Raw genomic sequence first — 25,593 nt, 5'->3', positions numbered from 1 at the left:
TAAGATCCCCGGGCTGATATAGCAAGCGGCCCGCACAGTTGTACCTCATTTTTCCTCTCTTCCCCTGCTTGCTTATCCATCAATGTGCAATGGATAGGCCTGGTCTTCTATTGCACAATTCTAAAACTCCGAAAAATGAAAAAATTGCTATGAAAAGGTTATTATTTATACTCTTATCATTTTGTTTTGGATATGGAACAATAGAGGGGCAATCTGTCACAGTAACCTCTACCTATTTCGCTGCTACTTTTGTATTCAATCTAGATACTGGTAACAGCCCGGACGCTACCGGCCGAAACGTTTATTATTACTCTAATTCCGGGCTGGAAATACGCTACAACAACGGAGCAAGTCGTTGGGAAATAAGAGCCCGGGGAGGTAATTTTGATGTTTATTACATCAATACCTTTGCCTCTTCTCCTAATCCACCTGATAGTGGTACTTCAGCGTGGGATGATTTTGGATATGCAGACGGGACCGGTAATGCAACCGTAACCGGCTCCGGCACCCAAACCACTATCGGCGGTGATCCCTGCGACGGTCTGGGCGGCGATACCGACGGCGACGGGGCCTGCGATGACAACGACATCTGCCCCGGCTCTGACGATTTTGCCGATCAGGATTCCGACGGTATCCCGGACGGCTGCGATAATAACCCGACCATACCCGACGGCGTACTGGTAGATGCGTCCTGCCTTGATCCCGATCCCATACTGTTTACCCTTTCCGGAACCGATGGTACCGGCCGTAATGTTTATAACACGGTCTTTTTCAACGGCCTAGAGGTGCGTTATAACTCCGTACTGGGGCGCTGGGAAGTACGGGCCAGTAGCGGTGCGATGGACGTCTATTTGTACAATACCTTTGCCTCCTGGCCCGACCCGCCCGGCTCGGCCGGTAGCTGGGTAGGCACGCCGGTACTCAACTGTAACACCGCCCCGACCCCCACCATCAATGGCAGCGGTACCCAGAATACCCTGGGTTGTGTCATTTCCATCGGTACGCCTTCGGTGACCCAGCCGCCCTGCGGCGGCGATGGGGTGATATCGGTAACAGCTAGCGGTGCCAGGGGAAGTATTACCTATAGCCTGAAGCAGGGTCTTACCACGGTGAGCAGTAATGGTAGTGGTGTTTTTGTAGGCCTGGATGCCGGCACCTATACGATAGTCGCATCGGACGGGGCTTTCCCGGCCGGGGTGTGTGAAGCCTCAACCGGCAGTATGCTTCTGGTGATCCAGGATGCTACACCACCTACGGCTTCTAACCCGGCAACCGCCAACGTGCAATGTGCGGCTGACGTTCCGGCCCCGAACCCGGCCGTGGTGACGGACGAAGCCGACAATTGTGGGATCCCTACGGTGAGTCATGTAGGCGACACGGACAACGGCGGCCTGGGCAACCTGGCCAGCCCTCTGATCATCACCCGTACCTACCGGGTGACCGATGCGGCCGGCAACACCAAGGACGTCGCCCAAACTATTAATGTGGTAGATGACACTCCTCCTACGATCACCTGCCCCGGTAATATTGTAAAAATGAACGATACCGGTCTCTGCTCGGCGGTCGTTACTTATGGTACGCCCACCAGCTCGGATAACTGCGGTCCTGCTTCCGTATCATTGATCGGCGGCCTGGCCTCGGGCTCAGTTTTTCCGATCGGCATGACCACCGTGCGGTATGAGGCTACCGATGCCGTCGCTAATACCCGGGAATGCGAGTTTACCGTAACGGTAAATGATATGGAAGATCCCCTGATCGTATGCCCTTCGAACATCGTCAAGTCCAATGACGCGGGGCTGTGCAGTGCGGTAGTCACTTATACACCTCCGGTGGGCATCGACAATTGTCCGGGAGCCATTACCACTCAGACGGGTGGTCTGGGTACGGGAGCTACTTTCCCGGTAGGGGAGACCACAGAAACCTATCTGGTAAGAGATGCTGCCGGCAATATTGATGATTGCAGTTTCACGGTCACGGTAAAGGATGCCGAAGCGCCCGTCCTCCTCACTTGCCCTGGGAATATTGTAGTGGATAATGATCCCGGACTGTGCGGGGCAAGGGTGGATTACGCCCTCCCCACCTTCAGTGATAACTGTGTCGTCACCGGCTTGTTAGGCAACGGCTGGGACCCCGGTGATCTCTTCCCGGTAGGTACCACAACGGTGCAATATAACGGCTTTGATGCGGCCGCTAATCAGAGTGAACTGTGCAGTTTTACCGTCACCGTGAACGATGTAGAAGCTCCCACCATGACTTGCATCGATGAATATGAAGTGAATCTGGATGACGATGGCAGCATTGACCTGCTGGAGGGTATAGACGCAGCCAATTGGGCCCTCTTTGTAAGCAGTACATTCATCACCTCTGCTAGCGATAATTGCGACCTAAACGGTTTTGTGTATTGGCCTAGCTTGGTATTTAATTGCGATAACGCGCCTTCGGGAGTGCGGAATATTCGACTTTTTGTGCAAGACGTTAATGGTCTCTCCGGTTCCTGCGTTGTGAAGATCATAGTTAATGATCCGTTGAGCGCCTGCAACCAGGCACCGGTGGCCAGCTGTAAGGCTATTACCGTAGCCGTTGATGCCAACTGTGAAGCCGACATCTCCGCCTCGCAGATCAATGATGGTTCCAGCGATCCCGATGGCGATCCACTGGATTTATCTCTGGATAATAACGGCCCCTTCAGTCCGGGTGTCTACACCGTAGAACTGACCGTGAGTGACGGCCAACTGGAAGATAAATGTACCGCCACGGTGACGGTGCGGGACGATACCGATCCTGCGATCTCCTGCCCGGCCGACATCGTACAGGTGAATGATCCGTTTGATTGCGGCGCGGTAGTGACCTATACACCGCCGACCGGTGTCGATAACTGTACTGGAGCAACTACCTCGAAGATCTCTGGTTTAGGCAGCGGTGCCCGTTTCCCGGTAGGTACGACCACGGAAACCTACCGGGTCACCGACGCAGCAGGTAATATTGACGATTGCAGCTTCACCGTAACGGTGAATGATCTGGAAATTCCGGACATCACTTGCCCGGCCGACGAGGACGTACAATGTCTGGAGGATGTGCCCAGCCCCAATACCTTGGTCGTCTCGGCTTCGGATAATTGTGGTGCAGTAGTTGTAAATTATGAAGGCGACAGCTTCATCGGTTCATCATGCTCTCGGACGATCACCCGGACCTATCGGGCCACAGACGGTTCAGGCAACCAACATAGCTGCGAGCAGACCATTAAGGTCGAGGATACCACGCCGCCGGTGCTGGTTATTCCGGCCAATACGACCATCGAATGCGATGAGAGCGACGCTCCCACGAATACCGGCCAGGCTACGGCTACCGATAATTGCTCGGCTGCTGCGGCTATAGACATCAGCTTGAGTGACCGGCAGATCAATATCCTGGGTGCGGACTGCTATACCATCGAACGAACCTGGACGGCTACGGATGAGTGCAACAAGAGCACCAGTAAGGTGCAATACATCACTGTGGAGGATACGACGCCACCGTCCTTTACCAACTGCCCTTCGGATAAGGAAGTGGATTGTGTTATGGCAATACCTGCAGTGAGCGACCCGACGGCAGTGGATAATTGTGCCGTTGGGGATCTCGTTACCTATCTGGGCGAAGTGCGGGATAACAGTTGCGGCAGCGACTACTATACCCTGACCAGAAGCTGGAAAGCGGAGGATAATTGTGGTAATACCAAGCTTTGTGAACAAGAGATCAAGGTAAATACCATCCTGTCGGACGATTGCTTCAATATCACCCTGGACCTGAGTTACAATGCAGCTAGTAAAAAGACCACCTTCCGCTGGGAGCTGTGTGTGGAAGATTCCAAATGTCAGGACCTCTCCCACATCGATTTCTCTCTGCCTTGTGATCTGCCGAAGAATGGGGTCACCGGAGCGGAGACCAGCTTTGATGGCGGCGTTTCCGTCTTATCCGGCAAGCCGGGTAGAAACCGTTGTAGCTACGCCATTACGTTTGAGAACTTTGCCCCCAATGGCGGGATCAAGGGCGAACCCGGCGGCTGCGTTGTTTTCTACTACACCCTGGACGGGGATTATCGGAAGTACGAAACCGATGTGGACATCAAAGCCGGTAGAGAACGCGGTCTTGGGTTCAGTGGTATCGGTGCTTCCTGCGACTGCGACGGCTCCGTTCCGTACAACAGTGGCGGCAGCCTCATCGCCGAAGCCGATGCCTACGAATTGGCTGCTCAACTGCTCAACGATCCGTTCCAGGCTGCAGAGGCTACCCTGCGGGCCTATCCGAACCCCGCTTCCGGTAACATGACGATCGAATTCGCAGTACCGGAAACCACCGAAGCGATCATCGACCTGTACGATATGCAGGGCCGCCGCTTGGGCCGCATTTTCGAACAGGAAGTGGAAGCCGGTGTGAGCACCACCACCCGGATCGAACGCCGGCAATTGCAGCTACCGCAAGGAACCTACCTGTACCTCCTCCGGGCTGGTGGATATACCCTGCAGGGTAAGATCGTATTTTTGAATTAAGATCTGATTTGCTTATTTGCAGGCAAGTAGCCAAAGGATAATTTAGACTTTCCAAGTTTCCGAAACTTGGAAAGTCTTTCTTTATGTAAATTTTGCTTTCCTTTAGTACTGAATTTCAAAAATATAAACCACAGAAACAGAGAAGATGATTAAAACCCTACTCAACACCGCATTTTTCCTTTTTGCGTTTGGACTTTCCGCCCAAACCATCGATGTCAATGCTCCCTGCCTGGGAACAACCTTTACCTTTACCCTCGATCCGACCGAAAGCCCGGATGCCTCCGGCCGCAATGTTTATTTTTACGAACCGGCTAGTATTGAGATCCAGTTCAATACCGAACTCGACCGCTGGGAGATCCGGGCCCGTGGGGGGAATTTTGACGTCTATTACCACAACGACTATGCCTCCGCCCCTAACCCGCCGGATAATATGACCGCTGCCTGGGAGGATAATGCTATCTGTGACGGCACCGGCCTGCCGACCGTCACCGGCGACGGTACCCAGGATAATCTGGGCGAAGATCCCTGCGCCGAACTGGGCGGTGATTCCGACGGTGACGGGGTCTGCGATGCCAATGATCGCTGCCCCGGCGAGGACGATGATCTGGACCAGGACAACGACAATATTCCCGATGCCTGTGACGATAATCCGACCGTACCGGACGGTGTGCTGGTGCAGGCGCCCTGTCTGGATGCCGATCAGCCCCTGATCCTGCTGCCCGCACGGGTGGATGAAACGGGCCGGAATGTTTACATCAATGAGACCTACCAGGTAGAGGTACGCTACGATGCCGAACTGGCCCGCTGGGAGGTCACCGCCGAAGAACCCGGCGAGGATGTCTATTTCTATAATGAATATCCCTCTTTCCCCGATCCACCGGCCAGTAGTGAATATCCCTGGACGGAGACGGGAACCATTTGTACGGGGAGTATGGTAACCGTTTCGGGTACGGGCACTCAGATCGACTTAGGGTGCACCATGACCATTGCTTTTGACGACATCATCGTTACACCTACCAGTTGCCCCGGCGGAGCCGACGGTTCTATCTCGGTAACGGCCATGAACGTGAGAGGATCTATTGGCTATACCCTGGATGGGGTCACCAATACTACCGGCGTTTTCACCGGTTTGGCAACGGGTGAGTATGCTTTTACGGCCAGGGACAGTGCCTTTCCGGAAACGGGGCCATATGCCTGTCAGATCCAGGTTCCATTATTTGTACAGGCGGGCGTAGATAATGAGTTGCCCACCATCACCTGCCCGGAGTCCGTGACCGTAGCCACCGATCCGGGGACGTGTGCGGCCACCTACAGTTATGGTGCTCCGCAAGCACTGGACAATTGCTCGGTAGCTAGCACACTGTTAAAGACCGGAATGGAAAGTGGCGCTGCCTTCCCGCTGGGAACTACGACGGTAACCTACGAGACCACCGACGGCAGTGGCAACGTAGCCGAATGCAGCTTTACGGTGACGGTAGAAGATACGGAATCACCGACTGCCGTCTGTGAACCCGCCCTTACGGTCGATCTCGACGATGTAGGGGTAGGTATCCTGTCGGCCGATTCGGTGGATGTAGGCTCCATGGATGCCTGCGGCAGTGTACTGGTCAGCCTCGATCGCGACACATTCAATTGTGATGATCTCGGGGAGGTTAGCGTAATGCTTACGGTTACCGATGAGGCCGGCTTGTCCGCCACCTGTTCGACCCTGATCACTGTGGTGGACGCTCAGGGATATTGCGCCAGTACGCCGGTACGGGATCTTTTCGGCGGTGCGCGTCTGTCCCGCTTACGGCTTGCGCCCAACCCCGCTCAGGACCGGGTAAGTATCGACCTTTCCGCAGTAGATGCGGAGCCGGGCCGGAAAATGAACCTGTCCGTTTTTAACAGCCTGGGGCAGAAAATGCAAACCCTGACCCTGGAATACCCGCAGGAAGGCTGGTATTCACTGGATACCAACCAATTGCCTAGTGGCGTTTATCACCTCTTGCTGGAGTCCGGACGTAAACCGGTGGCCTCGGCCCGACTGGTTGTAGAAAAAAATTGACGATTTATGGATTGTTCCGGGTTTGTACCGGACAATTGGCGGGGAATAGTGGTTTTTTACTCAGAAAACCACTATTTCTTGTATCTTTGTAAAGACCTAATAACTACACTATAGCAACTACACTGGAAACGCTTTAAATTTAACTCGACCAAGACCGTTTACCGTTACTGTTTACACAGCGCTTCACTTGATGCCTGATTTAAGTGGAGCATTTGTATTACGTACATTAATCTCATTCGCCACCTCTAGACGACCTGAATATGAAAAAAGCATTACTCTGCTTCTTTTTTGCGCTTGGTATAGTAAGCCTTTCCGCTCAAACCATTCAAGTGGTTTCTCCCGCAGGCTGCTTTGATGATACCTTCAACTTTGCAATTGATCCTACCCGGAGCCCCGATGCAACCGGTAGAAATGTTTTTGTGCAAACTGACGTGCCTACCACTAATTTAGTGATCGCCTTTAACAGTACCGATAACCGTTGGGAAATTCGTGCAGACGGAGGTAGCTTTGACGTATATTACATTAATACTTTTGCTTCGACACCCAATCCTCCGGATAGTAATACTTCGGCCTGGGATGATTTCGGGTTCTGCGACGGTACCGGTGCATCTGTGGTTAGCGGTGACGGCACCCAGTCAACTCTTGGTGGTTGTACGGATCCGGTGATTAATGATATTGCCTTTAACCAAACGTCCTATTGCACGGGTGATCCTGTGGTGATCACGATCGATGGAAGTTTGAACGACGCGGTGGAATGGGTGGTCTACAATGACGCCGGCTGCGGCGTTACGGAAGTCATCAGTAGTTCGAGTAATACGATTAATATCGGCTCCCGTGGAAGTATTGGCCCTTATACGGTTTACGTACGCGGTGAAGGTGGCTGTGTTTCCGCTTCCGGAGATTGTTTCGAAAAGACTTTTACGGTAGAAAGCGATATCACCGTGAGTTGTGCTACCCTCGCCGGTCCGGCGATCGTGGGGGCTGATTGTACGAGCGCTCTGTCAGATTACACGACGGGCGCTTTCGTTACGGTCACCGAGAGTTGTGGCGATGATTATACCCTGACACAATATCCTTCGCCCGGCACTCTGCTGGGACCGGGAGTTTATCCGATTACCATGACTGCCGTCAACGAGACTGGCGACAGTGATGCTTGTACCATTACCCTCACGGTGCAGGATGCTACCGCTCCATCGGCTACTACCCCGCTGGCGACCATCAATGTCGATTGTATCGGTGATGTACCCGATCCGGATCCCGAATTGGTCACCGACGAAGCGGACAATTGCGGCGATTGCCCGGAAACGGTGTGGGTGAATGAATTTCACTATGATAACGCTGGAGTTGATGTGGGTGAATTTGTAGAAGTGGCCGGAACCGCCGGCACTGATCTCAGTAGTTATTCCCTGTATTTTTACGACGGTACTACCGGAACGGTATACAGTACGGTCCCGCTTACCGGCATCATCGACGATGAATCAAACGGTTTTGGTGCCATTAGTTTCCCCCTTGTCGGCATCCAAGACGAAGAACCGGATGGCTTTGCCCTGGTGAAAAATACTACCCAAGTACTGGAATTCTGGAGCTATGACGGTCTTTTTATCGCTGCGGACGGCCCGGCAATGGGGATGCAATCTACCGATGTCGGGTTCTCTGAAATAGCATCCGCCGAGGGCAATAGCTTACAACGTATCGGTACCGGAAATATCGGTCCGGATTTTACCTGGACCGGTCCGACTACGGCTACTCCCGGCGATCTCAATGCCGGGCAAACCCTGGAAGCTTGCGGTGGAGTCACCGTCAGCTTTGTGATGGATACCGACAACGGAGGTAGCGGAGATAACGGAGATCCCCTCATCGTCACCCGTACCTATCGGGTGACGGATGCTGCCGGCAATGTTTTTGATGTGACGCAGGAGATCCGGGCCGAAGATACGGAAGGACCAACCTTTGTCTGTTTGCTAGGGAGCAATATAAGGGGTACACTCCAGCCGGGAGAATGTATATTTAGGTTGTCGGATTTTAGAAGTGCTTATGTGACCCAAGCTACAGATAACTGTACACCCACCGGGGATCTCATCATAACGCAGACCCCCGCTTTAGGCACGGAAATAACTTCCGGGCCGGGAAGTACGTTTACTTTAAGTTTCACCGTACAGGATCTTGCGGGTAATGTCAGTGAACAGCCCTGTTCCGCCACGGTTCTGATCACGGATGAAGAAGCTCCGGTATTCGATAACTGTCCGGGGGATCAAACGCCTACTGCCGACGGTTGCTTTTACGAGTTACCGGACTATGTCGCTGTACTTGGAATCACAGCTACCGATAATTGTCTCGATCCCGCTGAGATCATTTTCGCGCAGGATCCCCCCGCGGGCACTCTGATTTCCACCACTACCGAAGTGACCATTACGGCTACTGATCCCAACGGAGGGATTTTGGGACCTGGTTTCGATGGAATCAGTTCGACCTGCAGTTTCATGGTCAATTTCGAAGGTGGCGATCCGCCAACGATCACCTGCCCGCCGGCGATTACCGTAAACAACGATGCCGGTCAGTGCGGTGCAGTGGTAACGGTACCGGCCCCAACGGTTAGTGATGGTTGTGGTATCAATACAGTGGTCAATAACTACAATGGCGGAGGGGCGAATGCCTCCGATTTCTACCCGGTGGGTACGACTACGGTCAATTTCGTCGTAACGGATGAAAAGAATGATGCCGATGATTGTTCCGTGAATATTACGGTGAATGACAATGAGGCACCGACCGCCAGCTGTGTTGCCGTGGGTACGGTAGAAGTACAACTAGATGAATTTGGAGTTGGGATGCTCACTGCGGCAGCTGTTGATGCAGGCTCTACTGATAATTGCCCCGGAATTTCGCTTTCGGTTTCCCCTAATAGTTTTACCTGCGGCGCGGTCGGACCCCAAATGGTTACGCTGACCGTTACTGATGCTGCCGGAAATACTGACGTTTGCAACACTACGGTGTCGGTGCTCAGCAACATTAGTATTGATGATATTATTGTAACCGACGAATCCTGTGATGGAGCCGGTGACGGACAGATAGAGATCTCGGCCAGTGGAGGAATTTCGCTCGAATACTCGATTGATGGTGGTACTACCTTCCAGCCGGAGCCACTGTTTACCGCTTTGGATGACGGTAATTATGATATCGTAGTGCGGGACAATTCCAATCAGACTTGCGTGCAAACCGCCACCCGGAGCATCGCCGCCGGCCCGGTCTGTGAACTCACGGCCGCCGATCCCTGCAATTGCCTGAACAACGCCTCGCCATACGATATGGACACCGAAACCGGTGGTGGAGACGGCCAGTTTAGTGAAATAGTAACTATTTCCGCCGACCAGCCGCTTCCGGAAGGTTTGATCTTCCGGGTGATCGCGCCGACTACGGGCGTCTACGATGTGAATAATGTGCCGGCGGAAGGCGTACAAAGCGCCGGTGTTCCGGTCGCTACGGACGGCTCGGTAACTTTCACCTATAACAATGGGGTATATGAACTGGCCTTCGTTCACAACGACGAGGAAGGTTACAATATGACCGTTATCCTGGAAGTAGAAGGGGCTCAGTCCATCGGCTTCCAGTTGAGCAATACCTGTTTTTACCCGGATCCCGAGATCACCAGTATACTCGACGGACCGTTCTGTTCCCTGAGCCTGCCCATTACCCTGGAAGGTAATGCCGGTGGCGTGGATGGTACGGGTACCTTCTACATTGACGGTACGGAGATCACTGTTTTTGACCCGTCCCTGTACGAACCGGGCACTTATACCATTACTTACGAATTTGATGCCGGGGAAGCACTCGGCTATCAGCTGGAAAATATGATCGTGGTGGGCCCGCCGGATGCGGCCGAAACCCTGGAAGGGGCCGAGGCCGATCCGGGCTGTATCGCCACGGTAGTGAAAAGCATAGAGATCATTCCTACTCCGGAAGGCTACGCCTGCCGGGAACAGGTGAACGTGAACCTGCAGGAAGACTGCCAGGCTACCCTGACGCCGGAAAGCCTCGTGGGCAATCTGGAATGTGTGGACCTGAGCGGATATTTTGAGATCAACGTGGAGGATGGCGACGAGAGCAACGGCGCTACGGTTGACGGTTGCGGTACCTACCGCTATACCATTACCGGACCGGACGGTTTCGATTGCTGGGGCTTTGTACTGGCCGAGGATAAAGAGGCGCCGACGCTGGATTACTGCCCGCCGACTATTGCCGGTATCGACAAGAACTACGGTTACCAGCCCTTCCTTTGTGACGATATCAACAAGTTGCTGATCCCCGCACCGGTAACCTACACTTCCGATAAGGACGGCAATATCCATTACGACGATATTCCATCCGGAGTTCGCGATATCCTGGACATCACCGGCTACGCCCAATTTGTCGATAATTGCGGCGATCTGACCATCACCGTTAGCGATGAGGTCGTCTACGGTTACGATCCGAATTGTGACGATGTGAAGATCGTGCGGACCTTCACGGCTGTAGATGCCTGCAAGGGATTAGCTGCCGAAGAAATATGCACGCAGGAGATCATCTTTACCAAACCCGATCTGGAAGATGTATACTGCCCGGCTGACGTTGAATTAGCCTGTGATGATGAATTTAAAGTAGACAGTAACGGTAATCCGCATCCGGATGTCACCGGTTACCCCTGGCTCTATACGGCCTTTGACCTGACCGATGACGATACGGAGAACTATAAGTCCTACCTGAACCAGGCCTTCTGCAATCTGGGAGCTTCTTACACCGACGGTGAGCGGATCGAAGTTTGCGCCGGTACGTACAAGTTCGTTCGTACCTGGGAGATCCTGGACTGGTGCCGGGAAGGTTACGAGCGCGTTCGGGAATGCACGCAGGTGATCAAGATCGGCGATAATGAAGCACCTACCGTAGTGTGTACGGAAGTGGATTACAACAACGACGGCGTATCCGATCTGCCGTCTTATTCCACCGGCCCGTACGACTGCACCGCCGCCTTCTCCGTACCGATGCCCGAAGTAACGGACAACTGCTCCGAATGGGAGGTGCTGACCGAGATCCTGGCTTATTCCCAGGATGGTCCCGTGGTGGCGACGATCGCTCCCGGCGCTTCCCGCTACGTATCCGGTATCCCGCTGGGCTGCCACTTCATCCGTTACACCGTAACCGATGGTTGTGATCAGAAAACAGTTGTTTATTGTCCGTTCGTGGTGGAGGACCGGGTCGAACCCATTGCCGTTTGTGATGATGACCTGAACGTATCTATCGGCGGCCAGGGACTGGCCCGTGTTTATGCCGACGACATCGATGAGGGCAGTTCGGACAACTGCGGCCCGATCCGCATTGAGGTGCGTCGCCGCATCCTGGATCCGGAAGCCTACGAATGTCTGGATATGTTCGACACGGACGGTGACGGCGAAGTGATCGGCGACGAGCTGAAACTAAGCGTACAGTTCGGTGATCCGGACGGAGACGGTGCCGGCCAGGAATACTACTATACCCCCTGGGGAGACTACGTAGACTTCACCTGCTGTGATATGGACCAGAGCGTGCGGATCGAACTGCGCGTTTGGGATGATCGCAACGAAGACGGCATCCCGGGTAATGAAATTGAAAAGACCTACTGTGACGATGTCACCAGAGATGTCCGGGACAACTACAATGTCTGCTGGATGGATCTGCTCATCGAAGATAAATTGCCGGCTTACTGCGTACCGCCGCTACCGGCATCGATCGACTGTGATGCCTTGCCGTTTGATTTCGATCCGACCGATTCCGCGCAAATGACGGAGCTGTTCGGCGCGGCTTCGGGCACGGATAACTGCCCCGGCTACACCGTTACGGAACTGGCTCCACTGACGGACGGACTGAATGACTGCGGTTACGGCACGCTGGTACGTCGCTTTGAAGTAGCCGACAGTAAAGGGCAGACTTCTACCAATAAGTGCGAGCAGGTGATCACGGTGAACGAACGGCATCACTATAAGATCAAGTTCCCGAAAGACGCCGAAGCGAACTGCGGTACTCCAGAGACGGATACCATCGAGGTAGAGGAACTGGCCTGTGATCTGCTGGCGGTAAGTGTGAAGGATGATTTCTTCTCCGCCAGCGGTGACGAATGCTACAAAATTTTCCGGACCTACAGTGTGATCAACTGGTGTGAATACGACGGGATCTCCGATCCGGTGGTCGTGAACCGGGACGAAGACTGTGACGGCAAACCCGGTGACGAAGATGTCTGGGTGATCGTCGAAACGGTGAACGATCCGGATCCATGCTATGACTATTACGGAACGACCCAGGCGGATTACTACTCCCACGTTTGGTACGATCGGGATAACGATCCGTTCAACCTGCTGCCCAAAGCCGGTACTAAAGGGGAATCCTGCGACTACGAAACCAACCCCACCGGATTCTGGAAAGAGGTATACCCGATCACGGAGAACGAAGATAAAGACAGCGACAACTATCCGGCCGCTTACTACGGTGACCACTGTGAGGATATGGCCTCGGTGGGATACTGGCAGTACACCCAGGTGATCAAGGTATACGACAATATCAACCCGATCGTGGAATTCACCGCACCGGATCCGTTCTGTACGTATTCTTCCGACCTGGAGAATGACTGCCCGGCCGAGGTGAGCATTGATTTCACCATCAACGAAAATTGTACGCCGGATGACCTTACGGTGACCATCTATCTGGACGCTTTCGCGGACGGCTTACTGGACGGCGACATCACCGACCTGCTGACGGGTACCTATCCGAATTACAATGTTACGGGAGACTTCCCGATCGGTTCGCATGCGCTGGGAGTGAGTGTGAAGGACGGCTGCGGTAATGAAGTGGGCGTGAATATTCCGTTCGAGGTAGTGGATTGCAAGGCACCTACGCCCGTCTGTATCAACGGACTGGCTATCGAACTAATGCCGGTGATCCCCGCCGAAGACATTGACGGTGACGGCGATCTGGACAACGGTGCGATGGCCATCTGGGCTTCCGATTTCGTGGCCAGCCCGGTTGCGGACTGCTCCGGTGAAGTGAAATACTCCATCAACCGGGTAGGGGAGGAAGTGGATGCCGATCAGACGGGCATTACGCTCACCTGCGATGACGATGCAAGCCTGCTGGTAGAGATCTGGGCCTGGGATGCTTTGGGCAACGGCGATTTCTGTGAGACTTACATCCTGGTACAGGACAACATGGTGAACTGCACCGATGGTGGCAACGGCGGCCTGATCGCCGGTATGGTTACCAACGAAGACCTCGATGCGATCGCCGGCGTGGATGTAGCCCTGAGCGGCAGCGATTTCCAGAATATGGTAACGCCGAATGACGGTCATTATCAGTTCTCCGATCTGGCTACCGGATTTGACTACACGGTTACGCCGCATATGGACAGAACGCCGCTGAACGGTGTATCTACCTTTGACCTCGTACTGATGAGTAAACACATCCTCGGTACGCAGCTTCTGGATAGTCCGTACAAAATGATTGCAGCCGACGTCAATAATTCTAAAACGATCACGACTCTGGACGCCATTCAGTTGCGTCGTCTGGTGCTGAATATCGATATCAAGTTTGGCAACAATACGAGCTGGAGATTCATTCCGAGAGCTTACCAGTTCCCGGATCCGTCCAAACCCTGGAGCCCGGCTTTCCCCGAGGTGATTAACATCAACAATCTCCAGGGTGTGTTGGATAATCAGGATTTCGTAGCCGTTAAGATCGGAGACCTGAACCTGAGCTCGAATACCAACGCCTTCGTTTCCACTCCGCGGAATATCGTCGGATCCTTCTTCTTCGACGTAGCGGATCAGGAACTGAAAGAAGGAGAAACTTACCGGATCGATTTCCGCGCCAAAGACCTGGCCCGTATCCAGGGGTACCAGATGACCCTCCAGATGGATCCGGCGGTGGCAGCGGTAGCGGACATCCATTACGGTATCGCCCAGGCCGTCAACTTCGGTACGCGGGCCGTACGGGAAGGAATGATCACGACTTCCTGGAATGCTCCGGGAGACGGTATGGCTTCCTACGATCCGGACGCTCTGGTGTTCAGCCTGAGCCTCGAAGCCCGCACGGACGCCCGCCTGAGTGAGATCCTGCGGATCAGCAACCGGATCACCGTAGCCGAAGCTTACGATCAGGACGATCAGTTGCTGGATGTGGGTATCAACTTCGGAACCGGAACGGTCAATACCGCCGGCTTCGAACTCTATCAGAACGTACCTAACCCGTTCCGGGACGCCACGCAGATCGGTTTCTATCTGCCGGAAAGCAGCGAGGTAAGTCTGCGCATCTACGATGTCAGCGGCCGCACCCTCAAATTGATCCGGGGTGAATTCAGCCGCGGCCTCAATCAGGTAACGCTGACCAGATCCGAACTCGGTGCCGCCGGAATGCTGTACTACACCCTTACTGCCGGTGAGCATACCGCCAGCCGGAAAATGATGGTGATCGAATAAGCACGAACTTCGGTGCGACCGAAACTAAATGCCCGATTCAGCAGTTGGCTTGAATCGGGCATTTATTTTTCATAACTTGTTTCGCACACCAACCGATAACCACCATGGCCAAAGCAAAACTCAAAACCACCGTAAATGACGGAGATGTGCTCCGTTTCCTGGAATCCGTCGATCATGCGAAACGCCAGGCCGACAGTCTGGTCGTACTGGAACTCATGAAGCAGATCACGGGGCTGGAACCTAAAATGTGGGGCTCCAGCATTGTGGGCTTTGACCGCTACCATTACCGTTACGATAGCGGCCGGGAAGGCGAATTCTTTAAAGTGGGGTTTTCGCCCCGCAAACAAAGTCTGACGCTTTACATCATGCCCGGATTCGGCCGCTACGACGAGCTCATGGAACGACTCGGTAAATACAAAACGGGAAAATCCTGTCTTTACATCAACAAACTGGAAGATGTAGACATGCAGGTGTTGGAAGAACTGATCGCAGCGTCCTACGCCTATATGACCGAGAAATACGGCTAGTAGCGGATTAAAGGCTATGCAATTACCGCTCACATTTTCGGACTCCTGCTTCGCTGCTACACTTACGGAGCAACCTTTTCTACAGGCTACTGTCTTTTATGAATAGTACCGGGTCACGACCGGTGCCGCCCCGCTTCTTTGTCCACGACATAGGTGATCGCAGCCATTGCGACCCGCTGTTTATTTCAATTCCTGCCACATTTCCTGCCTTTTTGATCCCGATGTCCGACATCGGGCCGTAATCTTTTGATCCAAATCCAATACTTATGCCAACCTATTCACTTGACATCAATCAACAGCAATTTACCGTCGAAGCGGAAGCGGACACGCCATTACTCTGGGTGCTCCGCGATGAACTCGATCTGAAAGGAACCAAATTTGGTTGTGGAATGGCCCAGTGCGGTGCCTGTACCATTCATCTGGACGGCGCCCCGGCCCGCGCCTGTGTACTGCCGGTATCCGCCGTCGGAGAGGCCCGCATCACCACTATTGAGGGACTTGCTTCCGGCGGGCAATTACATCCGGTGCAGAAAGCCTGGATCGCCGAAGACGTTCCGCAGTGCGGCTACTGCCAGGCCGGCCAGATCATGTCGGCAGCCGCTTTGCTGGAAAAAAATCCTCATCCCACCGAAGCGGAGATCGAAGTGGCCATGCAGGGGAATATCTGTCGCTGCGGTACGTATCCGAGGATTAAGAAGGCCATTCAGCGCTTGGTGTAAAGCCCTGCTGTTGATGGTTATCCATTCTGGACCAGATTCTCATTCACTTCAAACACAACATCATGATCCAAAATATAAATCGCAGAAGTTTTCTGAAAACAAGTAGCCTGAGCGGTGCGGGATTGCTGCTGGGCTTTTCGCTGGGCGCCCGTACCCGACCGGCAGAAACGAGTATTTTCGAACCCAATGCCTTCCTGCGCATCGGTACGGACGGCAGTATCACCATCATGGCCAAAAATCCTGAGATCGGGCAGGGCGTCAAGACCGCTCTGCCGATGATCATAGCCGAGGAGCTGGACGTTTCCTGGGAGCAGATCACCATCCGTCAGGCGGATTATGACCGGCGACTGGGATCCCAGTTCGCCGGCGGCAGTACGGCCGTCAAATCCAACTGGGAAGACCTGCGAAAAGCGGGCGCTTCGGCCAAAGCCATGTTGCTGCAGGCTGCCGCCAACCGCTGGGGTATCCCGGTAGCGGAATGCCGGGCCCGGGCCGGTACGGTAACCAATACCCGCAACCCGGATTCGCTGAGCTACGGGCAACTGGCCGAAGCCGCCGCTGCCCTGGAGGTGCCGGAAAGTGTTGTCCTAAAAGATCCGGCGGATTTCACCCTTATCGGAACCGCGCGACCGAATGTAGACACCGAAGCGATCGCTACCGGGCAGCCTATCTTCGGGCTGGACGCCAAACCCCGGGGAATGCTCACCGCAACTATCGTGAAAAGCCCTGTCTTTGGGGGCACATTGAAAAGCTTCGATGCCGAATCTGCATTAAAGATACCGGGAGTTGAAGCCGTAGTGGAGATCGAAGCGGCGGATAATCCGGTATTGAGGATCGCCGGAGTGGCGGTAGTCGCCAGAAATACCTGGGCGGCCATCAAGGGCAAAAAGGCCCTGGAGGTAGTTTGGGAAGCCGGAGACGGCGCAACGGAAAGCACCGGATCATTGCGGGATACCATGGCCGAACGGACCGCCGAAAGCGGTGCGATGGAATTGCGCAATGACGGGGATGTCGACACCGCTTTTTCCGCTGCAGATCAGATCATCGAAGCGGTCTACGAAATGCCCTTCTGGTACCACGCCACTATGGAACCGATGAGCTACATCGCCGATGTCCGGGAAGATCGGATCGAATGCTGGGGATCTACCCAGGTGCCCAGTTCGGTATCCTACTACGCCAATCAGATTACGGGGATACCGCGCGAAAATATCTACGTTCATCAGTCCCGGGTGGGCGGGGGCTTCGGCCGGCGCCTGCTCGCGGATTACGCCCAGGAAGCGATCTACCTCTCCCACAAGATCCAAAAGCCCGTACAGGTACTCTGGACGCGGGAGGATGATCTGCAGCACGATTATTACCGGCCAATGGGGCGTTACCAATTGAAGGGCGCCCTAGACGGAAACGGAGTAATCACGGGCTGGCAGATCCGGTCGGCCACCACATCCCGTTATCTGTTCCGGGGAGACGATTCGCCGCACTTTAAGACCGAAATGTTCCCGGACGGTTTTCCGGCGGGTTTTATTCCCAATTTTAAAATGGAGTATACTCCGATCGCTACCCGCGTGAGTACGGGAGCCTGGCGGGCCCCGGGACACAACGCGACCTGCTTTGTCGACCAGAGTTTCCTGGATGAGCTGTGTGTGGCAGCCGGTAAGGACCCGATCGCCTATCGCCTGGAACTGCTCGGCGAAGAAGACCGGGAAATGCCGTACGATGACCACGGTGGCCCCACCTACAGTACCGGCCGTTTGCGCAACGTGATCCGGCGGGTGGCTGCCTTATCCGATTGGGAGCAATCCCTCCCAGCCGGTCGTTTTCGCGGGTTTGCCGCTCATTTTATGTTTGGGGCCTACGTAGCGGAAGTGGTGGAGGTAACGCTCCGGGATTCCGGTGCGCCGAAGGTTGAGCGGGTGTTTGCGGTAGTGGACTGTGGAATCGTGGTTAATCCGCTGGGGGCCAAAGCCCAGATTGAAGGCGGTATCATCGATGGACTGAGCGCTACGCTTTACGGCGGTATCGATATCGATAAGGGCCGGACGGTGCAAAGTAATTTTCATGATTATCCGATGCTGCGTTACGGCGAGAGTCCGGAGATCATTATCGAGCTGGTGGATAGTACCGCCCATCCGGAAGGTCTGGGGGAAATATCGCTACCACCCGTCGGTGCGGCCCTGTGTAATGCTTATTTCCGGGCCAGTGGAAAACGGGTGCGCTCTTTGCCGCTGTTGCGGAATGGGGAGGTGGGGTGATCTAGCCGGATGGCGGAAAAGCCGGACCTCCGGCTTTTCCGCCAAAAGAAGGGCTAATCAAATAGTGATCAAATAATCATTAATTTGATTGTATGGTTGCGTTGAATATTATATTTTGGCGGCATGGAAAACTTTAACCAGTAGATAGCAGGCCCCGGTTTTTCTGAATTGGACCCTGACCGGAAAGCAAAATCCCGCGTCCGGCCATCGAAAACCGGGAAGCGCATTCCATATTCTAGCAAAGAAGTCGTAAAATTGTGCTTTGTTCGTTTCGCTTTTTTCCCAACAGGATATCAGCAGGAGTAAGAAAAGAAATAGAGCAACTGGAATTAGCAAACCGGCTTTCCGGCACCGGCCGGACGGCCCAGAAACAAAGCCATTCACATGACGACTACCGGCGGAAGTTATTTAGAACAACTCAATGATGTACAACGCCAGGCAGTTACCAATACGGACGGACCGGTATTGGTGGTTGCCGGACCCGGTTCGGGAAAGACCAGGGTCCTTACCTTTCGTATCGCCCATCTGATCGAGAAAGGGACCGCTCCTTGGGAGATCCTTTCACTGACCTTTACCAACAAAGCGGCCCGGGAAATGAAGGAGCGGATCTCTAAAGTAGTAGGGAGCCGCGCCGAACGGGTCTGGGCCGGTACTTTTCACTCCATTTTCGCCCGGATTCTGCGGGTGGAAGCCGAGAAGATCGGATATCCTTCCAATTTTACCATCTACGACAGCGATGACACCAAGAGTCTCGTCTCCACCATCATCAAGGAGATGAACCTGGATAAAAATGTATATAATGCCAACAGTATCCGGTCCCGGATCTCTTCCGCCAAGAGCAATCTGATCACGCCGAAACTGTACGCAGATAACGAAGAATTCCGGGCGCAGGACCGCATGGCCAAAGTGCCCCATCTGGCAACCATTTACCAGAAATACGTTATGCGCTGCAAGCGGGCCGGGGCCATGGATTTTGATGATCTGCTGTACCGCCTGTTCGAACTACTGCAGAAGAACCCGGACAATGTGCTGGAGAAATACCGTAAGAAGTTCAAATATATTCTGGTGGATGAGTTCCAGGATACGAATACCCTGCAGTACGCCATTGTTCGCAAACTGGTAAATTACGAGGGTAGTGACCGCAATATCTGCGTGGTGGGGGACGATGCCCAGAGTATCTACGCCTTCCGGGGTGCCACTATTCAAAACATCCTCGATTTCGAGGAAGATTTCCAAAAACACGGGATCAAAGTATTCAAGCTGGAACAAAACTATCGTTCCACCGACCATATCGTACAGGCCGCCAATGAACTGATCACCTATAATGCCCGGCAGATCCCCAAACGGATCTGGTCGGACAAAGGGGAAGGCCAGCGCATCCGGATCATCAAAGCCATGACGGATAGCGAGGAAGGCAAACGGGTGTCGGACACCATCATGGAGCAAAAGAATCGCTTCCATCTCAGCAACAGCGACATCGCCATTCTGTACCGGACCAATTCGCAGTCCAGGATCTTTGAAGAACACCTGCGCCGGCTGAGTATCCCGTACCGCGTATTCGGCGGTTTATCCTTCTACCAGCGCAAGGAAGTAAAGGATCTGATCGCCTACCTGCGACTGATCGTTAATCCGCGCGACGAAGAAGCATTCCGGCGGGTGATCAATTTCCCCAAACGGGGCATCGGTAATTCTACCATCGAAAAGATTGCCAATCTGGCCAACAGTAAGGGGATCAGTATGTGGGATGCGCTTCCGGAATTTGGCGCCAGCGGCCGTTCCGGAAAGTCCATTGCGGATTTCGTGGATATGATCACCAAATCGGCCAAACGGGCGGACACGGCCAATGCTTACGAACTGGCCATTTACATTGCCAAGCGTTCCGGCCTGATCGATCTGCTGAAATCCGATACTACCGTGGAAGGGATGGGCCGCCTGGAAAACCTCAATGCCCTCCTGGATGGTATCAATGCTTTTGTAGAGGAAGAAGCAACTGATGTGATCGGTACGGAAGGCACGGCCCCTCCGGATAAATCACTGGCCAGCTATCTGCAAAATATTGCTCTGCTGACGGACTTCGATAACAATGAGAACGACGGGGATCACATCACCCTGATGTCGGTCCACTCCGCCAAGGGGTTGGAATTTAAATCGGTTTTTGTCGTAGGCCTGGAAGAAAAGCTGTTCCCGTCCTATATGTCGATGGACAGCATCGAAGGGCTGGACGAAGAACGCCGCTTGTTCTACGTAGCCGTTACGCGGGCGGAACAGTTCCTGACCCTGTCTTACGCCAATGCCCGGTACCGCTACGGCTCCATGCGGTACAATGAACCGAGTCGTTTCCTGGAAGAGATCCCGCGCCAGCACGTGGAAAGCACCGCCGGTGTACGGTCGGCATCGCCGGAAATGAGCTCGATGTCCAACGGGGGAGCCCGTATCCAGGGGAATTTTTCCCGCCCCCGCTCCGCCGAGACCAGCAAGGTTAAAGTGGACCCGAGCACGTTTAAGCCCAGTCCGCACGAATCGATCGAAGCGGGCATGCGGGTGCTGCACCTCAAATTCGGCGAAGGAAAAGTGATCAGTGTCGACGGGGGAAAAGGCAATCGCGTGGCGACCATTCATTTCAAAGATGTCGATAACCCGCAGCGCCGCATCATGTTGAAATTTGCCAAACTGCAGATATTGTGACGGTTGACGGTTGACGGGCCGCTCTACCGTCCACCGTCTACCTTCGACCGTCAACCATCTACCACCAACCGTCGACCATTTATGAAAACCCGCCACACCCATCTCATCCGTCAGGAAGCAGCCCGCCTTGGGTTCGCCTTCGTGGGTATTGCCCGGGCGGAGCGTCTGGACGAGGAGGCCACCCGTCTGGAACAGTGGCTACAGGCGGATATGAACGGCAAGATGCAGTACATGGAGAACCACTTCGAGAAACGGGTGGATCCTACCAAACTGGTGGAAGGCGCAAAATCGGTGATCACCCTGATGTACAATTATTACACCGACCGGGAACAGTCGGATCCCGCAGCGCCGAAGCTCTCCAAATACGCCTACGGGAAGGATTACCACTACGTCATTAAACACAAGCTGAAAGATCTCTTGCACTTTATCCGGGAGGAGATCGGGGAAGTGGACGGTCGTTGTTTTGTGGATTCGGCACCGGTACTGGAGCGGGACTGGGCCAAACGCAGCGGCGTCGGTTGGGTGGGCCGGAATACCCTGTTGATCCATCCCAAAGCCGGTTCCTACTACTTCCTGGCAGAATTGATCCTGGACCTGGATCTGGTGTACGATCATCCCATCAAAGACTATTGCGGAACCTGTACGCGCTGCATAGAGGCCTGCCCGACGGACGCCATTGCTCCCGCGGGCTATCTGGTGGATGGTAGCAAATGTATTTCCTATTTCACGATTGAATTACGGGAAGCGCTGCCGGAGGAATACCGCGGCCGTTTTGAGAACTGGATGTTCGGTTGTGATATCTGCCAGGAGGTCTGCCCCTGGAATCGCTTTGCCAAACCGCACGAAGAAGAAGCTTTTGAACCGCATCCCGATCTGCTGGAAATGTCAAAAGAAGAGTGGTACGAACTAACGGAAGAGGTATTTCGGGAGGTCTTCCGTGGGTCGGCGGTGAAGCGAACCAAATACGCGGGATTGAAGCGGAATATCGCGTTTTTGCGGGAGTAATATTACGACCGCTCATTCATTTGGTTCATTCGTGACAACGCGCCGGCAGTGCCCTAAAGGTGGATAATTGTTAGGGACTCCGGAAACGATTCCGTAATTTCAAGAGTACCAGGTAAGATATTGGGGAACCCAACCTCCAATTTGCGCTTCATTTGAAACGCTGCCGGTACATCCGTATGGAAACTTCCATAAGCTCCAATTTAATTTCGATCCACCAAAACCTCTTTAACATGAAACCTACTCTTTACCTGTTCTTATCGGCAATTGCCTGCCTGAGTCATCACCAGCTTTTTGCACAAAAACAAATGAAAATGGATACCGCCGCGATCCGGTTTATTGAAGGCGGGGCCGAAAAGGCGTTTATGAAATGGACCGGTAGTGATCTGTTCATTCAGAATGATGAAACGAATGGCGGAGATATCTACCTGGATGCAGAACAGTATGTCATTCTTAAAGCCAATGAACTCATTCAGTCCCAGGCGCCGCGGGTCAGTCTCTCCGGTCAGGAGATCGATCTACAATCTTCTGTAGCCGATATTACCTTATCGTCCGGTAGAGCTATTCGATTCATGCGCGGCAGTTCCACCCGAATGTATATGAATGATTTCGGAACCGGTATGGGTACTACTTCGCCCGAAAGACTACTGCACCTGGAATCCAATTTACAGAACAACTTTGACCCCCAACTCCGGCTGTCCCGAGGTAGCGGGTACTTCGATCTCGACGGTGCAACGAATTTCAGGATCTTCAATGCAAACGGCTTACAGTTCATCATTGATGGGGAAGGTGACAATGAAGGCAATACCGGTATCGGCACCAGTGCTCCGCTCCGCAAGTTACATCTGCTCACCAATCCCAGCGCGGCACAATTGCGACTGGCCGACCCTCTCGGCTATTTCGATCTTTACGCCAGTGCAGACTTTCTGATCCAGGATGAAGGGGGGACCAGGCTATTTATCAAAGGAAGTACCGGTACGGCCGGCAATGTCGGTATCGGTAACACCAACCCCCAGCGCAAGCTACATTTGCAAACCACCGCCTCGCCCCAGCTCCGTCTCCAGGATGCCGGCGGATCCATCGATCTGTACGGCGGCGCGGATTTTGTGGTTCGCAACAGTGGGGGGATCAATCGCCTGGTCGTACGGGGTACGGGACCTATTCTGGCTTCCAATCTATCCAACATCGGCGACTTTCGAAATATGCAGTACAATGATGTTACGGGCGAGATCGGTTACGATAATTCTTCGCGCCGGGATAAGCGTAATATCCGGGAACTGCAGGAAGATTTCAACGCCTTGCTGGAGATGCAACCTAAAACTTACACACGTCCCTGGGCTCCGGATCGTCAGGAGATCGGCTTCATCGCCGAAGATTTCCACGATAGGGGGCTCTTTCCGCTCGTAGAATACGACGAAACGGGCTATCCCGATGGCCTGCGCTACGACAAAATGATCACCTACATTGTGCCGCTGCTCCAACAACAACGGGAAGACCTGGAGCTCAAAACCGAACGGATTGACCGCCTGGAAGATGAAGTGGCCGGGCTGAAGCGGGAACTGGAAGCCATAAAGCAAATGATCCTTTCCGGCCAAACGGCACCGGCCGATCAAAGTACCGGTAACCGGGAAGGCGTTGCTCCGGAGGCACTGCCTTATCTGAAGCAAAACGTGCCCAATCCCTTTTCGGAAGACAGTCTGATCGCTTACTATATACCGGAGGGGATTCAAAAGGCAGAACTTAGGATCTCTGATGCCGGAGGTAATGTTGTGCGACAGTTTACGATCCATAATCGCGGAACGGGGCAAACCCGCCTGCAGGCCAACAGCCTGTCCGATGGGATCTATTTTTACTATCTGATCCTGGACGGCCGCATTGTCGATACCAGGAAGATGGTGCTCACCGGTAAATAAAGCTGGTGAAAAGTACCATAGCGGGAGCTGGGTCGTTCAGTTTTTAAAGCCGACGAAATGGCACATCCAATGGCTAAATATATTTCGATTGAAAAGATCGGATGGCATCTGAACAATTACCGCACGGGGGCGAAAAGAACGATCAGCCCGCCGCTTATTAAAACCAATTAAGCTAAAATGTATAGGAGAATCCTCTTTTATCTGATTTTGGGTACGCTGTTGCCAATCGGGCTGGACGCACAGCCCCTGGAAAAGCATATCGACCGGGTAGAAAACGAACTGCAACAACTAAAGGAGCAGGAGCAGCGGCTGAAAGCTCAGTTAGAAGGCCTCAAATTATCCCGGATCCAGCGGGATCTGCGGGCTATCGGTTTGCCCGGGGAGGATTATATCATGCACCAGGCGATGGCCCTGGCGTATTCGGAAGACCACGAACAGGCCGCCTGGGTGGCCCACATCATCCTGCCGGATATCGTAGACGGGGAGGTGACCCGGACCAACGATTTTCGGGAAGATCCGCTGGTCCGCTCCGGCACGGCGGTGGAAGCGGACTACTTTCTGAAGTTTCCGCAGGCGGATGGTTCTTCCCAGTACGATGGCTTCGGGTACGACCGCGGCCACCTGGCGCCGTCGGCTGATTTCCGGTGGTCCGAGACAGCCCTTTCGGAATCCTATTTTTATTCGAATATGGCACCCCAGTTGGCGGATTTCAATCGCGTCGGCTGGGCGGACCTGGAATCGACGATCCGGGGGTACATCTTCCGGCATCCGGGCCGGCAGTTGTACGTTGTCACCGGTGGTATATTGGAAAAAGACCTGCCCGTGATCGAAAGGGGCGTTAACGGTGTGAGCATTCCCCGCTATTTTTACAAGGTAGTACTGGATGCGGAAGCCCAAACGGGAATCGGTTTCCTCATGCCCAATGAACGACTTGCTTATCCGCTGGAGACCTACGCGGTCACGATTGACGAGGTAGAGAAACAAACCGGTTTTGATTTCTTTTCCAATCTACCGGATAAAGTTGAACAGCTACTGGAAAGCAAACTGGATAAACAGACCTGGTTCCCGGAAGTGAGTGCCGGGGATGTAGAGCCGATCTTTGCGCCTTCGCTGGCGGCGGGGCACTTCAATACCGCTCAGGCCAAAGCTTATATGGGTACCGGCAACACGATCAATGTCTGCGGGCAGGTAGTCAGTTCCCGCTACAGCCGCAGCGGGAATCTCTGGCTGAACCTGGATAAACAATATCCCAATCAGATATTTTCGGTATACATCCGGAAGGCGGACCTGGTAAATTTCCCTTTCGATGGGGAGAAACATTGGCTGAACCAGCAGGTGTGTTTTACGGGGGTGGTCCAAAATATGAACGGGACTCCTACCATACGCATTGAGCGAGAGGAGGAGGCCCGTTTGATGGAAGACGGCAAGTAGGATCAGTCCGGATCCAAAGCCAT

10 protein-coding genes are annotated in these 25,593 nt (G+C 53.8%); all 10 read left to right on the top strand.

Annotation, left to right across the window (positions count from 1 at the left end; genetic code table 11):
* Positions 1-149: 149 nt before the first annotated feature.
* The 10 genes from CRP01_RS10405 (at position 150) to CRP01_RS10355 (ending at position 25,570) form a co-directional block, all read left to right on the top strand.
* Positions 150-4,526: an HYR domain-containing protein gene (locus CRP01_RS10405; RefSeq protein WP_170110313.1), complete on the top strand. Its 4,377-nt coding sequence runs from the start codon at positions 150-152 to the stop codon at positions 4,524-4,526.
* 145 nt (positions 4,527-4,671) lie between these two features.
* The gene (locus CRP01_RS10400; RefSeq protein ID WP_099149961.1) at positions 4,672-6,573 is read left to right on the top strand and encodes an HYR domain-containing protein; all 1,902 of its coding nucleotides are present in this window, start codon (positions 4,672-4,674) and stop codon (positions 6,571-6,573) included.
* A gap of 260 nt (positions 6,574-6,833) precedes the next feature.
* Entirely contained in the window at positions 6,834-15,044 is an 8,211-nt protein-coding gene (locus CRP01_RS10395; protein ID WP_099149960.1) for an HYR domain-containing protein, read from the top strand.
* Between the two features lie 104 nt (positions 15,045-15,148).
* On the top strand, positions 15,149-15,571 hold the full coding sequence (locus CRP01_RS10390; RefSeq protein ID WP_099149959.1) for a DUF1801 domain-containing protein: 423 nt from the start codon (positions 15,149-15,151) through the stop codon (positions 15,569-15,571).
* 266 nt (positions 15,572-15,837) lie between these two features.
* On the top strand, positions 15,838-16,290 hold the full coding sequence (locus CRP01_RS10385) for a (2Fe-2S)-binding protein (RefSeq protein ID WP_099149958.1): 453 nt from the start codon (positions 15,838-15,840) through the stop codon (positions 16,288-16,290).
* Positions 16,291-16,352: 62 nt separating this feature from the next.
* On the top strand, positions 16,353-18,539 hold the full coding sequence (locus CRP01_RS10380) for a xanthine dehydrogenase family protein molybdopterin-binding subunit (RefSeq protein WP_099149957.1): 2,187 nt from the start codon (positions 16,353-16,355) through the stop codon (positions 18,537-18,539).
* Between the two features lie 384 nt (positions 18,540-18,923).
* Entirely contained in the window at positions 18,924-21,224 is a 2,301-nt protein-coding gene (locus CRP01_RS10370; protein ID WP_099149955.1) for an ATP-dependent helicase, read from the top strand.
* A gap of 81 nt (positions 21,225-21,305) precedes the next feature.
* Positions 21,306-22,229 (top strand): tRNA epoxyqueuosine(34) reductase QueG, encoded by a 924-nt coding sequence (queG, locus tag CRP01_RS10365; RefSeq protein WP_099149954.1) that lies wholly within the window; start codon positions 21,306-21,308, stop codon positions 22,227-22,229.
* A gap of 230 nt (positions 22,230-22,459) precedes the next feature.
* A complete protein-coding gene (locus tag CRP01_RS10360; RefSeq protein ID WP_170110312.1) occupies positions 22,460-24,139 on the top strand; it encodes a tail fiber domain-containing protein in 1,680 nt (559 codons plus the stop codon).
* Between the two features lie 177 nt (positions 24,140-24,316).
* Positions 24,317-25,570 (top strand): DNA/RNA non-specific endonuclease, encoded by a 1,254-nt coding sequence (locus CRP01_RS10355; RefSeq protein WP_099149952.1) that lies wholly within the window; start codon positions 24,317-24,319, stop codon positions 25,568-25,570.
* Positions 25,571-25,593: the final 23 nt, after the last annotated feature.

It is taken from the genome of Flavilitoribacter nigricans DSM 23189 = NBRC 102662, assembly GCF_002646595.1.
GTDB lineage: Bacteria > Bacteroidota > Bacteroidia > Chitinophagales > Saprospiraceae > Flavilitoribacter > Flavilitoribacter nigricans.
Note: the sequence above shows the minus strand (reverse complement) of the source record. Positions and strands in the feature narration are given on the sequence as shown.